This is a genomic window from Rhodococcus sp. 14-2483-1-2, assembly GCF_002259405.1.
Classification (GTDB): Bacteria; Actinomycetota; Actinomycetes; order Mycobacteriales; family Mycobacteriaceae; genus Rhodococcoides.
This window is the reverse complement of sequence record NZ_NPFW01000007.1, coordinates 172501-186608: the sequence shown is the minus strand read 5'-3', so window position 1 is coordinate 186608 and position 14108 is coordinate 172501. Positions and strand designations below refer to the sequence as shown.

General features: G+C 66.0%; 13 protein-coding genes. 5 read left to right on the top strand and 8 right to left on the bottom strand.

Annotated elements, in window-relative coordinates; genetic code table 11:
- The 3 genes from CH295_RS05535 to CH295_RS05525 are packed head-to-tail and all read right to left on the bottom strand — an operon-like array spanning position 1 to position 2364.
- Entirely contained in the window at positions 1 to 948 is a 948-nt protein-coding gene (locus tag CH295_RS05535; RefSeq protein WP_037194027.1) for an amino acid--[acyl-carrier-protein] ligase, read from the bottom strand.
- Complete coding sequence (locus tag CH295_RS05530) at positions 948 to 2102, bottom strand: acyl-CoA dehydrogenase family protein (protein ID WP_037194029.1); 1155 nt, start codon at positions 2100 to 2102, stop codon at positions 948 to 950. Before CH295_RS05530 ends, CH295_RS05535 begins: the two co-directional genes overlap by 1 nt.
- Positions 2103 to 2106: 4 nt before the next feature.
- Positions 2107 to 2364: an acyl carrier protein gene (locus CH295_RS05525; RefSeq protein ID WP_037194242.1), complete on the bottom strand. Its 258-nt coding sequence runs from the start codon at positions 2362 to 2364 to the stop codon at positions 2107 to 2109.
- A gap of 268 nt (positions 2365 to 2632) precedes the next feature.
- On the opposite strand from CH295_RS05525, the gene CH295_RS05520 reads away from it, so the two are divergent.
- Together CH295_RS05520 and CH295_RS05515 are read left to right on the top strand one after the other, a co-directional pair.
- Positions 2633 to 4087: a DUF7159 family protein gene (locus CH295_RS05520; RefSeq protein WP_141216959.1), complete on the top strand. Its 1455-nt coding sequence runs from the start codon at positions 2633 to 2635 to the stop codon at positions 4085 to 4087.
- 175 nt (positions 4088 to 4262) lie between these two features.
- Positions 4263 to 6143 (top strand): Hsp70 family protein, encoded by a 1881-nt coding sequence (locus CH295_RS05515; protein WP_094739997.1) that lies wholly within the window; start codon positions 4263 to 4265, stop codon positions 6141 to 6143.
- 6 nt (positions 6144 to 6149) lie between these two features.
- Here the strand turns inward: CH295_RS05515 and CH295_RS05510 are convergent, their stop codons facing one another.
- Positions 6150 to 6674, bottom strand: a complete 525-nt coding sequence (locus CH295_RS05510) for an Lrp/AsnC family transcriptional regulator (RefSeq protein WP_170945762.1) — start codon at positions 6672 to 6674, stop codon at positions 6150 to 6152.
- Between the two features lie 116 nt (positions 6675 to 6790).
- Here CH295_RS05510 and ald point away from each other — a divergent pair, with 116 nt between their 5' ends.
- Positions 6791 to 7873: an alanine dehydrogenase gene (gene ald, locus CH295_RS05505; protein WP_094739995.1), complete on the top strand. Its 1083-nt coding sequence runs from the start codon at positions 6791 to 6793 to the stop codon at positions 7871 to 7873.
- 17 nt (positions 7874 to 7890) lie between these two features.
- Here the strand turns inward: ald and CH295_RS05500 are convergent, their stop codons facing one another.
- Together CH295_RS05500 and CH295_RS05495 are read right to left on the bottom strand one after the other, a co-directional pair.
- Entirely contained in the window at positions 7891 to 9249 is a 1359-nt protein-coding gene (locus CH295_RS05500; RefSeq protein WP_052047959.1) for a YibE/F family protein, read from the bottom strand.
- A gap of 230 nt (positions 9250 to 9479) precedes the next feature.
- Complete coding sequence (locus tag CH295_RS05495) at positions 9480 to 10730, bottom strand: pyridoxal phosphate-dependent aminotransferase (protein ID WP_094632827.1); 1251 nt, start codon at positions 10728 to 10730, stop codon at positions 9480 to 9482.
- 115 nt (positions 10731 to 10845) lie between these two features.
- Here CH295_RS05495 and CH295_RS05490 point away from each other — a divergent pair, with 115 nt between their 5' ends.
- The gene (locus CH295_RS05490) at positions 10846 to 11550 is read left to right on the top strand and encodes an SOS response-associated peptidase (protein WP_094740283.1); all 705 of its coding nucleotides are present in this window, start codon (positions 10846 to 10848) and stop codon (positions 11548 to 11550) included.
- A 7-nt stretch (positions 11551 to 11557) separates the two neighbouring features.
- On the opposite strand, the gene CH295_RS05485 is transcribed toward CH295_RS05490, so the two are convergent.
- Complete coding sequence (locus tag CH295_RS05485) at positions 11558 to 11785, bottom strand: DUF3263 domain-containing protein (protein ID WP_094739994.1); 228 nt, start codon at positions 11783 to 11785, stop codon at positions 11558 to 11560.
- Between the two features lie 100 nt (positions 11786 to 11885).
- On the opposite strand from CH295_RS05485, the gene CH295_RS05480 reads away from it, so the two are divergent.
- Positions 11886 to 13799 (top strand): prolyl oligopeptidase family serine peptidase, encoded by a 1914-nt coding sequence (locus CH295_RS05480; RefSeq protein WP_094740282.1) that lies wholly within the window; start codon positions 11886 to 11888, stop codon positions 13797 to 13799.
- Here CH295_RS05480 and CH295_RS05475 read toward each other — a convergent pair.
- Positions 13792 to 14061, bottom strand: a complete 270-nt coding sequence (locus CH295_RS05475) for a hypothetical protein (protein ID WP_037194043.1) — start codon at positions 14059 to 14061, stop codon at positions 13792 to 13794. The genes CH295_RS05480 and CH295_RS05475 overlap by 8 nt on opposite strands.
- Between the last annotated feature and the right edge of the window lie 47 nt (positions 14062 to 14108).

The window sequence follows — 14108 nt, the reverse complement described above, 5'->3', positions numbered from 1 at the left end:
TCAGTTGCGCAGTGCGGCAGGCCAGCCCGACCGATCGAGTCCGTGGGTGCGGAGCATCGCCAGTGCGATGCGTTCCATGCCGAAACCGACGCATGCGCTGTGGGCGGGTTCGCCGTCGGCGGTCTCGATGCCGAAGGTGTGCCCGAAGTGATCACGGTGGCAGTTGCACGAGACGACCGCGGTGCCCTCGTCGAGATCTCCGTAGAGCTTGACGACCAGCTCGGTCTTGAGGTTCTCGTTGCGCTGGTTCGCCGCGAGCATGCGTCCGGCTCGACCGAAGAAGGGGTCGTTGGCGATGACCGCCTCGGCTTCCAGTCCCAGATCTGCCAGTACCTGGAGGCCGCGCGGTACCCAGCGTTCGCGGTGTGCGACCGCCTCGTCGGGGGTGCCGACCCGAACGAACTCGTGCATCCGAAATGCCTGCATCCGAGCCGGATCCACCGCGGGCTCGTGCCGGAAGCAGTAGCCGTAGATGTCCATCAGCGTGCCCTCTTCGGGCAGCGTGCCGGTGAGCATCGAGTACGACGGATGGCAGGCGGCCGAGACCAGCATGGTGCCCGCCGAATGCAGAAAGTGATCCCAGTCCTTTCCGTCGGACCTCTCCGCCAACAACGCTGCATGTTCCTTGTTGTCGCCCTCGAACGTGTTGATGGCACCGGTGAGGTTGGGGAAAGACGCAATGTAGTCGGTGCGCTCGAACGCTTCCCGGGGGAAGACCGGAGCGAATCGGAACCGCGTGGCCTGACGGCCGTGCTCGGCGACCCCGGCCTCGGTGACGCGGGCGTCGACGAACTCGATGATGTCCTCGAATTCGCCACTGCGCCCGTACAAACCGGGGATCGAGCTGGGTACCAGCAAGCCGGCGTCGATCAGCTCGGCGCGAAAAGACGCTCGGGCGGAGTCGAGTTCGCTGATGTCTGTCTCCGGTGCGGAGTGTGTGGTGGTCATTATTTTCCCTTGTAGACGAGGGAGAGCTGGGCGTTGTGCCCCAGGATGCGTTCGTTGCTGACCATGATCGCGGACCCGTGCGCGTCCCGAAGATGACGGCCGATGCTCATCTCGCCGTCCTGTCGGTACCCGGAGATGCCGCAGATCTGGAGTGCCTTGCCGACGATGTCGATGACGAGCGTCGACGCGGTGACCTTGACGTTGTTGATCTTGAGCGCGAAGCCGATGGCTCCGAGCTCGGCCGGACTGTCGGCGACGGCCTCGAACTTGGCTGCGGCACCGAACACCGTGTCCACCAACTGCTCGTGCACCACCATCAGCTCCGCGAGGCGAAGCGCGCTCGGCGGCGGCGTTCCCGGAGTCTTGCGTGCGGCCTTCTGCACCGACTTGCGGGCCTTGGTGACAGCCGCGTCGGCGATGCCGAGCCACGCCGATCCCCACAGCACGTGCGCAACCGGAAGCATGGTCTGAGCGGAGATATCGCCGTAGTTGTCGCCCAGGATGTTCGACGTCGTGGTGCGTGCGTCCAGCATGAAGCCGGGGCTGCAGGTGCCACGGAAGCCGAGGGTGTCCCAGGTGCCGGTCTTGACGAGCGTCACGTCGGGCTTCTCGCACACCACGAGCACCTGATCGCTCGGCGGGCTGTCGACGCTGCGCCGCGCCGTCGCCAACACGATCTGTGCGTACTCGCCGTACGAGATGACCGGTGCGTTCTTGCTGAGCGTGATCTGCTCTCCGTCGTACTCCACCGCACAGCTGCTCGAACGGACGTCGCCACCGATGTTGATCTCGGTGGTGGCCGACGCCACCAGTATGCGATCGGTCACAATGCGACGCTGCAGGTCTGCCATGGCGTCGGACTTGCCGTGGCGGACGATGCTGAGCACCTGCGACTGATGCATCACGAAGATCATCGCCGTCGATGCACACTCGGCACCGAGGGCGCGCGAGATCCGGGCGATGTCGGTCAGTGTTGCCCCGCCTCCGCCGAACTCCCGCGGAATTCCGACCCCGAGCAGGCCGGCGTCGCGCAGCGCATCCACCGATTCGGTGGGAAAACGGGCATCGCGGTCGACCTCGTCGGCATAGGTCCGCAGTACGGCCAGCACGTCGGTGATCGACTGGTCGATCGAGCTCTCGTAGACGGTGGTCATGGTCTCAGTCCGTCAGCTGGGCGATGGCCGCGGCGATCGCGCTGATGCTGCCGAACGTCGACTTCTGCAGCATGGTGTCGGGGAACTCGACGTCGAATTCGTCCTCGAGCGCGATCATGACGTTGACGCTGGCGTGCGAGGTGAGACCGCTGTCGTAGAGATCGGCGGCCTCGTCGATGCCCTCCACGGGAACCGGAAGCTTTCCGAATTTCTCCAGCACGGTTCGCACTCGAACCACGTCGTGAGCATTGAGCGTCTGCATCGAAACCTCCACCGATCGCGTTAACCACGAGACCGGACGGCCTCGTCGTCGACTCAGGGTCGGCTGGCTGTGCGCCTTTTCGACCCAAAGTCTCCCCAGACCCCTCCAAACAATATCGTAGATTGTTTAGTAGCGTTACCGGGATGCCCGCATCGGGCTTCTTGACCGCCGTACACTTCGAGTGGAGCGGGGGCTCGTACGGGCGCCGGATCGGGCGTCGAAACACAATTTGTGAAGGACTGTCTGGTCGATGGGTGGAGTCTGCGGGGTGTCAGTGGGTACCGGTGCCGTGCGCATCGCGTACATCGCCGACGGCCGCCGCGTCGAGGACTCCATCGATGCCGAGGGTGCCCACGACCTGCTGCCCGGCAAGCTCGTCGACCTCGGGCCGTTCGAAGACATCGTGCTGGCCGGATGGGACACCGCAGCGGTGACGGCGCTGCTGGAGACCCTCGGCGACGGCACCGTTCCGAAAGCCCGAATGGTCGAGGAGTCCCGCGCCCTGCTCGCCTACGCCCGGACCGTTCCGGAACTGGCCGACAAGGACTACGTGCTGGTCGTCGACCTGGGCAAGAAGGGGCTCTCGGCAACCGCACTCGATGTCGCGGGCGAGTACGTCGAGTGGACCGCACGCACCGTCGACATCAGTGGCGACCGCTTCGACGAAGTGGTTCGAGGCATCGTGATGGCCAAGGGCATCCTCCCTGCTCCGGTCGGACCCGAGGGCGATCAGGAGTACCAGGCCTTCTTCCGCGAGCTCAAAGAGCTGGTCAGCTCGTCGGTTGGCGTCCGGGCACCCAACCGCGGTCCGATGTTGCTCAGCCGTAAAGAATTCGAGCGAGAGATCACCCCGCTCGTCTCAGATGCATTGGACTGGGCCTCCAAGCAGGCCCCCGACGCAGTACTGCTGATCGGCGGCGGTGCAGGCATTCCCGCGGTGCGCACCATCATCGAAGACAAGTGGAACGTCCCCGTCCATGTGCCCGACGCGCCTGCGATGGCCGTCGCCAAGGGGGCGGCACTCGACGAAAGACCCGTCGAAGCCCCCCTCGACGCCGATGTGGGAACCATCACTGTCCCGGACGATGCGTCGGAACTGCTCGATGCGCCCGAGGTGCTCACCGCACCCGACACGCTCGATGCACCCGACACACTCGATGCACCGGAGACGACCGGCCTCGACACCGTCGAGGAGTGGATGGTCGACGGCCTGACCGTCGACCAGCTCGCGACCGAGGATCTGACGATCCCGTCGACCACCTTCGATACGGACCCGGCAGCCGTCGACCTCGACGAACCTGCACTCCTGCAGCCCGAGGTACTCGAACCCGCGGTTCTCGAACCCGCGGTTCTCGAACCCTCGGTACCCGAGCCCGGTGTCGTCGCCGAGCCGGTTCGCCGCGGCTCACGCACCTGGTCGGTGCGTGATGCGTCCGTGCTCGTCGCCGTGAGCCTGTTGATCGTTGCGGTGGTGGGACTGGTGTTCACCAGGGGAAACACGCCGCCGCCCACTCCTCTGATCGAGCAGCAGGTTCCCGTGGATTCCACGTTCGCCGCGCAGCTCTCCGCCGCCGCCGGTCCGGCCGACGGGGCCGCTCCCGGTCCCGCCGAGTTGCCCGTCCTGGGGCCGGCTCGACTGTCCGACGCGGACCTGTACGAGCGGGTGTTCACCTACGACGGCGAGTTGTACCTACCGGCTGTCGATGCGGAGCTGCCGGAATAGACCGCGGGTTCGGTTCGTGCCGGCCCTATGGGGAGCGAGACGGGTTTCGTCACGTCCGGGTGCGCCCGCCTCCGGGGCGCGCGCCCCGCCGATTCGGCCGAAGCGGTAGCCTGGCGCTCTGGACGAGCTGTTTCGCGTCCGAAGACAACTGCCGATCGAAGTGAGGCCGAAGACCGTGACTGTGCTGCTTGGGGTGTCCATGGGGACCCGGGCCGTGCGCACGGCGCAGCCCCGAGCCGAGCAGTTCGGGGCACCCGTCGCCGACCCTTCCGGCCTGGTCACCGACATCGACCGGCCTCTGTTCTTCCGCAACGAACTCATCGACAGCGTCGGCGGAGACCTTCCGCATCTGGCCGCCGAATCGATCGGTGCTGCAGCCGAAACCGAGCCCGAACTCTCCACCGGCGTCGCGTACCGCGACCCCCGCCAGGCCGACGCGCTGCATGCTGCTCTCGCCGGGGCGCACCTGCACAACTACCACCTGGTCCACGAGGTGGAAGCTGTCGTCGAATACCTGGCAGCAACGGGCGAAGCGCGCAACTGCAGCTCCGTCGCCCTGTTCGACCTCGGAAGTTCCGGACTGACCGTCAGCGTCGTGGACCTGGTGCAGCGCACCGTCATCGCCTCGCAGCGATCCGGTGAGTACAGCGGGGATCTGTTCGACGCCTACGTGCGCAACAACCAGCTCCAACGCCTCGGCAAGCAGTCGACCGACCCCGACATGGCGCTGTTCGAGAAGCGCTGCCGAATCGCCAAGGAACGCCTGTCCACTCAGGACGCCGTGTGCCTGCCGGATGCGAGCGGCATGATCCTGCTCTCGCGTGAGAACTTCGAGCTGCTGATCACCGACCTGCTCGACGAGGCCGTCGAGTTCGCGCGCGAGGTGATGATCGGGGCCAACGTTCCCATCGACGCCGTCGTCCTGATCGGCGGCGGTGCCCGCATGCCGATCGTGCAGAAACGCGTCGGACCGCTGCTCGAACTGCCGTCGATCGTGCCGACCGAGCCCGAGACCGTCGCGGCACGTGGAGCGGCACTGGCCGCTCGGCCGCATTCGCGCACACGCACCGTGACGCGACGCGTACCGGACGCCGGTCGGCCGGTGGAGTCCACAGCGTCGATCGCAGCCGAACCCGCATCGCGGGTGCACTCGGAGCCGGTGGCGGCTCCGGTGCCGCCTCCGCTACCCGCGCCGGTCCGACCGGTTCCGGCTCCCACGGCAGCGCGTCCTGTCCCCGCCCGGCCCTGGATCGCGGCGGCGCAGGTCGAGGCACCGCTCACCGAGGGCTCGCATTCTCGGGACACGGTTTCCGAGATGCCGGTCGAGCCCGCCGGTACGGCGGCAGGGTTCGCATCCTCCAGATTCACCGACTCCGCCGAATCCGTTGCAGTCGATTCGGTCCCGGACACGTCACCGGTAGTGGAAGATGTTCTCGACGACCACGTGCAGGGGGCGCGGGTCGACGGGGAGGTCGTTGCGGTGAGCGCGAACACGGGGGATCCGTCTGCCGAGGGCTCTGCTGCCCGGACCGAGGCAGAAGACGACGGCAAGCCGGTTCCGTTCCAGCTGAAGAACGTCTACTGGCTCGACGCCGATTACGACGACGACGACGGTGAGGACGATCGCACCCGGGCTCGGCGCAAGCTCCGCACCGGAGGTGTTCTCGCGCTCGGTCTCGCGCTGGTGGTGGGCGTCTCGGCGTTCATGCTCACCCAGCAGAACACACCGCAGGTGGTCGACACCTCGGTCAGTCGCAGTCAGACCCAAGCTCCTGCTGTCACCACCACGGCACCGCCCACGTCGGTGACACCCGCTCCTGTCCTGCCGCCGCCCGCGCCGGCACCGACCACTTCCGTCGAACCGACCACGGTGCCGCCGGAGACCGAGGTCTACCAGGAGCCGTGGACGCCGGAGCCGACCACGACGACGGCCGAGCCTGCTCCGCCGCCCGTCGAGAGCGTTCCTCCGACGACGCAGCAGCCTCCTCCTCTGATCCCGGGTTTCCCGGACTTCACGTTGCCGGTGTTCCCACCGGTCGCTCCTGCTGCACCCTGATCGAATTCACTTGTCCGCGTGTGTGTTTCGCGGTCGGATGTGTTCGAAGATCAGGATCGTCTCGGTTGCGGCGACGGCAGGGTCGGCACTGAGATTCTCGACGACGAAATCGCGGAGCGTGGCGGTGTCGACGGTTGCCACGTGCACCAGGAAGTCGTCGGCACCGGCAATGAAGTAGATGTTCAGCGTCTCCTTCCGTGAGGCGATCTTCGATCCGAATTCGCTGATGCGTCGTCGAGCATCTGCTTGCAGCCGAACCGAGATCATGGCCTGGATGCCCTGCCCGAGTGCCTCGGGATCGATCTCGGCGTGAAAGCCGCGGATGACGCCGCGCTCGACGAGCCCGCGAACCCGCGCCAGTGCGGTCGACGGTGCAATACCGGCCGCAGCGGCGAGTGCGTTGTTGGGTGTGCGAGCGTCGCGACGGAGCTCGTCGAGCAGGATGTGGTCGATCCGGTCCAGTGGAATCGACCGAACATCGTTCGGCTGAGTACCCGCTCCGCCCGTCTCGAATGAACTATTGCTCGCCATTTGGCGATCGTACAGAATTTTGTTCACATCCGTTGCAGGTATTTCGTAGATAATTCATAGTTGGCCTACACGGATGGAGCCACGGCTTCACGTCACCCACCACCGAGGAGGCCGCCATGAAGATCGGAATTCCACGCGAGATCAAGAACCACGAATACCGGGTGGCCATCACCCCGGCGGGCGTGCACGAACTGGTCTCGCGAGGACACGAAGTGATCATCGAAACCGAAGCGGGAGCCGGTTCGTCGTTCACCGATACCGACTACAAGGCCGCCGGTGCGCAGATCCTCACCGATGCCGCCGAGGTCTGGGAATCGGCCGAGCTGCTGTTGAAGGTCAAAGAACCTATCGCCGAAGAGTATTCACGCCTGCGCAAGGGGCAGGTGCTCTTCACCTACCTGCATCTCGCGGCGTCCAAGGCATGCACCGATGCGCTCCTGGAGTCGGGTACCACCGCCATCGCCTACGAAACCGTCACTGCGCCGGACGGTTCGCTGCCGCTGCTCGCGCCGATGAGTGAAGTTGCCGGACGCCTCGCCCCGCAGGCCGGCGCCTACCACTTGATGTCCAGTGAAGGCGGCCGCGGAGTTCTGATGGGCGGAGTTCCCGGAGTGCGACCCGCCAACGTCGTGGTGATCGGAGCCGGTGTCTCCGGAAAGAACGCCACCGCAATCGCTTTCGGCATGCACGCCGACGTCACCGTGCTCGATCTCGACGTGAAGGCGCTGCGCGCCATCGACGATCAGTACCGCGGTGCCGTCAAGACTCTGGTGTCGAATGCGTACGAACTCGAACAGGCCGTTCTCTCAGCAGATCTCGTCATCGGCGCAGTGCTGGTGCCCGGAGCCAAGGCACCGAAACTCGTGTCCAACAGCCTGGTTCAGCGCATGAAGCCGGGTTCGGTTCTGGTCGACATCGCCATCGATCAAGGCGGCTGCTTCGAGGATTCGCACGCCACCACCCATGCCGATCCCACCTACAAGGTGCACGAGTCGGTGTTCTACTGTGTGGCCAACATGCCCGGTGCCGTACCGCGCACCTCCACCTACGCACTCACCAATGCCACCCTGCCGTACGTCGTCGCACTCGCCGACAAGGGTTGGGAAGCTGCCTGCGAGGCGGACTCGGGTCTCAAAGCCGGGCTGAGCACGCACAACGGTGCGTTGCTCTCGGAGACCGTCGCCGCTGCCTTCGCCTGACGAGCGGCGTAGGCGCTCTACGCACTGTGGCGGCCGGAGCCCCGGGTCTTGCGGGTGGGTACCGCGGCCCGGCGCTCGGCGCGGTTCGAGGTTCCGGTCACGGTGATGGGGCGCGCCAGTAGCACCGCGATCGCCGTGGTCAGCGGAACCGACAACGCCAGCGCCACGCCGCCCACCGCGGAGCGGACGATCTCGATGGCCACCGAATCGCCGGTGAGCACGTCCTGGATGGACCGGTCGGCGACGCTGAAGAGCAACAGCAGTGGGAGCGCACCACCGGCGTAGGCGAGCACGAGGGTGTAGACGGTGCTGGCGATGTGATCGCGCCCCACCCGCATCGTGGCGGTGAAGATCTCGCGTCTCGATGCCGTCGGGTCGACCGAGGCGAGCTCGAAGGCCGCCGACGCCTGGGTGATCGTCACGTCGTTGAGTACGCCGAGCGAGCCGATGATGAAGCCGGCCAACAACAGACCGGTGACGCTGACGTTGCCGATGTACGTCTGGACGGCGGTGTTCTGTTCCTCGGACAACCCGGTCAGGTGGGTCATGCGGATGGCGACATAGGACAGCACTGCCGCCACCGCCATCGAGGTCAGAGTGCCCAGTAGTGCCGAGCTGGTGCGCAGATTCACCCCGTGCGCCAGATACAGCACGGCGTAGAGGATCACCGCGCCGGCGACGAGGGCGACCGGAATGGCGGGTGCACCATCGAGCAGTGCGGGCAGCATGAACACCACCAGCACGGCGAACGCGATCAGCAGACCGACCAGCGCGCGGAACCCCCGCCAGCGGGCGACGATGCAGATGACCACGGCGAACACACCGACGATCAACGCCAGCGGCAGGCCGCGGGAGTAGTCGTTGAAGGAGTAGCGGACTCCACCGGACGGATCGGTCTGGAGGACCAGCCGGATGTCGTCGCCTGCGCTCAGAGTCGGTTGTCCGGGGCCCGGCGCGATCTCGAGTACCGTCCGTTTGCCTGCGTCCTCGCCGGTGGTGATGTCGACGATGCTGCGTTGGCATTCGTACGAGTCGTTGACGGCGGGTGTCGGGTTGCCGGTGAACGCTCGACCGGCGTCGGGGCTGCCGCAGGTTCCTATGCTCTGCGAGGTGATGGTGCCTGCCTCGGTGGACACTGCGCCTCCGCCGGAGGTCTGGAACGGCAGCGGGATATCGACGTTCTGCTGGCTGGGCCACAGAGCGATGGCACCGCCGATCACCGCAATGGCAATGGCGACCAACAGTCCGACGACGACCTTGGCTGCCACCGGTCCCAACGGCACCGGTGCGTCGCTGTGGCCGTGTCCATGACCGTGACCCACATGAGATCCGAGGCTCGGCCTACTGCCGTCGGGAGTACTGCCGGTTGATTCCACGGTGCCAGGCTAGTACGGGGCCGGGCCGTTGCCCGATGCGAGGAGCTCGGTGGCGGGGAGCAGGGGGGGCGTCCCCCGCCACCACCTGACCGACCCGGGGGGGAGGGGTACGACCAGGGCTCGCGGGCACCGAAGTGCCGTCCGCCAATGTACAGATCATTCGCCGTTCAGGCGTGAGCACCCCGATGTTTTGTGCATCACTTTCAACTACTTTGCGGTAACTTCGCGTCTCATTGCTTGTACGACGCGAGGAAGTTACCGAACCTCTCGATCGCCACGGCCAGGTCTCGGGCCCACGGCAGCGTGACGATGCGCAGGTGATCGTGGCCGGGCCAGTTGAAGCCGGTTCCCTGAACCACCAGAATTTTCTCCTGCAACAGCAGATCCTGGACGAGCTTCTCGTCGTCGTAGATCTCGTGGACTTCGGGATCGAGTCGTGGGAACGCGTAGAGCGCACCGCGCGGCTTGACGCACGAGACGCCGTGAATCGCGTTGAGCTTCTCCCACGCGACGTCGCGCTGCTCGAGCAGACGACCGCCGGGCAGGATCAGATCCTCGATGCTCTGATATCCGCCGAGTGCGACCTGAATGGCATGTTGCGCAGGCACATTGGGGCACAGCCGCGTCGACGCGAGAAGGTCGATACCCTCGATGAAGCCTGCGGCGTGCGCCTTCGGTCCGGTGATCGCGAGCCATCCGGCGCGGTAACCGGCCACTCGATACGCCTTGGACAGTCCGTTGTACGTCAGGCAGAGCAGGTCGGGAGCCAGGCTCGCCAGCGAGGTGTGCTCTGCGTCGTCGTAGAGAATCCGGTCGTAGATCTCGTCCGCGAGCAACAGCAGCTGGTGCTTGCGCGCCAGATCGACGATGCCCTGCAGCACCTCCTTCGAGTACACCGCGCCCGTCGGGTTGTTGGGGTTGATCACCAGCAGTGCGACGGTCTTCGGGGTGATCTTGGACTCGATGTCGGCCAGATCCGGATTCCACCCGTTCTCCTCGTCGCACAGGTAGTGCACGGCCTTGCCACCGGACAGCGTCGTCATCGCCGTCCACAACGGGTAGTCAGGGGCCGGGATCAACACCTCGTCACCGTCGTCGAGCAACGCCTGCATCGTCATCGTGATGAGCTCGGACACTCCGTTGCCGAGGTAGATGTCGTCGACGTCGAGCTCCGGGAAGCCGGGTTCGAGCTCGTAGCGCGTCACGATGGCCCGCCGAGCCGACAGGATGCCCTTGGACTCCGAGTACCCCTGGGCCACCGGCAGCGCCGCGATCATGTCCCGAACGATCACGTCGGGAGCCTCGAATCCGAACGGTGCCGGATTGCCGATGTTGAGCTTGAGGATGCGGTGCCCCTCTGCCTCGAGGCGCGCGGCATGGGCGTGTACCGGTCCGCGGATCTCGTACAGCACGTTCTGCAGCTTGGTGGACTGCTGCAACGTGCGGTAACGCGGCTGGGAGTGGATCTGCGGAGTGGTCACCCGTCACATCGTGCCAGGTGGGCGGTATCGGTTTCCACGAGGTTGTTTCGCGGAGTCGTTTCGCGCGGGGTTTGTTCGAGCGCGTTGTCGGTGGCGAGTGGAACAATCTCGTTCCATGTGCGGACGGTATGCCAGTACCCGGAGTGACAGTGACCTGCAGGCGGTGTTCGACATCGCCGAGACCGTCGGTGCGGAGGTGCCGCCGTCCTACAACGTGGCCCCCACCCAGACGGTGCGGACGGTGCTCGAACGAGCACCGAAGGACGAACCCGAGGCCGACGCCGTGCGACAACTGCGGTCGGTGCGTTGGGGCCTGATCCCGTCGTGGGCGAAGGACGCGAAGATCGGTTCCCGGCTGATCAACGCCAGGTCCGAGACCATCACCGAGAAGCCGTCGTTCAAGAAGGCGGCAAGTCGGCGACGATGCATCGTCCCCGCCGACGGGTACTACGAGTGGGAGAAACGCGACGGCGCGAAGGTGCCCTACTTCCTGCACGAAGAGGGCGTGCTCGCGATGGCCGGCCTGTACGAACTGTGGCGAGACCCAACCAAGGCCGAGGACGACGAGGCGCGTTGGGTCTGGTCGGTCACCGTGCTCACCTCGCCTGCAGCCGATGCGCTCGGGCACATTCACGATCGCTCGCCCGTCGTACTCCCACCGGATCTGCGCGCGAGCTGGCTCGACCCCGCGGTGACGCACCTCGGAGACGTTCGAGACCTGCTGGCCGCGATCCCCGAACCACGGCTCGAGCCCTACGAGGTCAGCACCGCGGTGAACAGTGTGAAGAACAACAGCCCGGAGCTGTTGACGCCGGTGTAGCGGTGGCTCAGGCGAGTCTCGTTCGGCAGATCTCGGCAATCGCGGCCCGCTCGTCCGGCGTCAGCTCCTCGGCGATCGGCGAATCGAGGATGCGACCCAGTCGCTCGAAGTATGTACGCGCGTCGACGCCGAATGCCACGTAGATGTCCTCGTCGCTGCCACCGCCGTACCCACGCCAGGTTCGGCCGAATGTCAGAATCTCGTGGTCCACCGATTGGGTAGTGGTCCGGCGCATGGTGTCCCCCTAGTGCTACTTGTCTCCCATCATCCGGGTCACGGTTGAAGGGCCGGTGAACAACGCGTTACGTGCACGTCAGTTCACTAGGGTGGACGGCGTGACTGCCCTCGCATTCGGATCCTGGCCCTCGCCCATCACCGCAGCCGATCTGTCCTCGGCGGGCCACCCCGTCGAGGGTGGGTGCTTCGTCGGCAGCGAGATCTGGTGGTCGGAACTGCGGCCGGCCGAACAGGGCCGAACGGCCGTCTGCCGCCACGTCGGCGGAGAAGTGCAGCCCGTTCTGCCCGCACCGTTCAACGCCCGCACCCGCGTCCACGAATACGGCGGGGGAGCCTGGACTGCGACGGCAGACGGCGACCTGGTGTTCGCCGAGTTCTCCGATCAACGCGTCTACCGACTCACCCCCGGCGGCGCACCCGTCCCGCTGACTCCGAAACCGGCTGTGGCGTCGAGCATGCGGTACGCCGATCTCTCGGTGGTCGGCGCCGACGTGATCGCAGTCCGCGAGATGCACGACGCAGGCGCGGTGTCACGAGACATCGTGGCCATCGATCTCGGCGGCGGCGGGGTGCGGTCGCTGGTGGCGGGCTCGGATTTCCTGGCGTTCCCGAGACTGTCACCCGACGGCACCCACATCGCTTGGATCGCATGGAACCACCCTCAGATGCCCTGGGACGGAACGGAACTGCGCGTGGCTTCGCTGGCCGATCCTTCGTCCTGGACGGTGCTGCTGGGTTCGACCGAGGAATCGGTGATGCAGCCGGAATGGATCGACGACGGATCGCTGTATGCGATCGGTGACCGAAGTGGTTGGTGGAACCTGTATTCGGTCTCGCTCGACGGTTCGGTCACCCCGCTGCTGACGCTCGACGCCGACTTCGGGGCTCCGCTGTGGCGGCTGGGATCGAGTTGGTACTCGCTGCTCGACGACGGAAAGCTGCTCACCGTGCGCACCGTCGGCACCGACACCCTCGCGGTACTCGATCCTGCGTCCGGCGCGCTGGAGGACATCGCGCTCGACGGTGTGACCTCGGTGGGACTCGGTGGGCGCTCCGGGTCGACCGTGCTCCTCAAGGGTGGCGGAGCCCAGGTGGCAGGTGGATTGTTCGCCCTCGATCTGAAATCCGGCGAACTGACCTCGGTACGTTCGGGTTTCGAGTCCGTACCGGACAGCGCATATCTGCCCGAGGGACGTCAGGTGACGTTCCAGGGGCCGAACCGCGAGGTGCACGCCATCACCTACGCGCCGCGCAACCCCGATTACGAGGGGTTGGACGGCGAACTCCCGCCGTACGTGGCCTTCGTCCACGGCGGCCCGACGGCGCACGTGGCACCTGCTCTGAACCCGTTGTTCGCCTACTTCACCAGCCGCGGCATCGGCGTCGTCGATGTGAACTACGGCGGGTCGAGCGGATACGGCCGCGAATACCGCAACCGACTGCGTGGGCAGTGGGGAGTGGTCGACGTCGAAGACACCATCGCCGCGGTGCAGGGGCTGGCCGACAGCGGACTCGCCGACCCACGCCGGTTGGCCATCGAGGGTGGCTCCGCAGGTGGCTGGACGGTGTTGGCTGCGCTGACATCCTCCGACGTGTTCGCTTGCGGCGCATCGTACTTCGGTGTCGCAGAACTGGAGTTGTTCGTCGCCGAGACCCACGATTTCGAGTCGCGCTACATCGACGGGCTGATCGGACCGTTGCCCGAGGCAATCGACCTGTACCGCACCCGCGCGCCGGTCAACAACGTCGACGGACTGTCCTGCCCGGTGCTGTTGCTGCAGGGGCTCGACGATCCGATCGTGCCGCCGTCCCAGGCCGAGCGGTTTCGAGACGCCATGGTGGAGAAAGGAATACCGCACGCCTACCTGGCATACGCGGGCGAGTCACACGGATTCCGCAAACTGGAAACACAGGTGAACGCACGGGAATCCGAACTGTCCTTCTACGGCCAGGTCATGGGCTTCACGCCGCCGGGAATCCCCGAGCTGCAGCTGTGGCGTCCCCCTAGCTGAGAGGTGGGTGCGCGCGCTTCGCTTCCAGGAACTCGAGCAGCGCGCTGGGGATGGCGCAGTACTTGCTGTTGCCCTCGGACAGCTTGCTGCCTGCCTCGAACGCTGCCTTCGACGGGCCGTCGTTCTCGAGGATGAGTGAACAGAGGCGCTCATCGGTGCGGCCGGACTCGCAACACGTCTCGACGTGCGCTCGGTCGTCCGGGGTCAACGCCGACCACCACTCGTCGTAGCGTCGCCAGAGCTTGTCCGCGTCGTCGGTCATGCCTGCTCCTACTTCTCGGGTACGCCGTGCGTTTCCGACCATACTCA

Excerpts from the sequence above, each read along its gene's own strand:
- CH295_RS05535 (WP_037194027.1), bottom strand. The coding sequence starts at position 948 with ATGACCACCACACACTCCGCACCGGAGACAGACATCAGCGAACTCGAC.
- CH295_RS05530 (WP_037194029.1), bottom strand. The coding sequence starts at position 2,102 with ATGACCACCGTCTACGAGAGCTCGATCGACCAGTCGATCACCGACGTG.
- CH295_RS05525 (WP_037194242.1), bottom strand. The coding sequence starts at position 2,364 with ATGCAGACGCTCAATGCTCACGACGTGGTTCGAGTGCGAACCGTGCTG.
- CH295_RS05510 (WP_170945762.1), bottom strand. The coding sequence starts at position 6,674 with ATGGCGAGCAATAGTTCATTCGAGACGGGCGGAGCGGGTACTCAGCCG.
- ald (WP_094739995.1), top strand. The coding sequence starts at position 6,791 with ATGAAGATCGGAATTCCACGCGAGATCAAGAACCACGAATACCGGGTG.
- CH295_RS05490 (WP_094740283.1), top strand. The coding sequence starts at position 10,846 with ATGTGCGGACGGTATGCCAGTACCCGGAGTGACAGTGACCTGCAGGCG.
- CH295_RS05485 (WP_094739994.1), bottom strand. The coding sequence starts at position 11,785 with ATGCGCCGGACCACTACCCAATCGGTGGACCACGAGATTCTGACATTC.
- CH295_RS05475 (WP_037194043.1), bottom strand. The coding sequence starts at position 14,061 with ATGACCGACGACGCGGACAAGCTCTGGCGACGCTACGACGAGTGGTGG.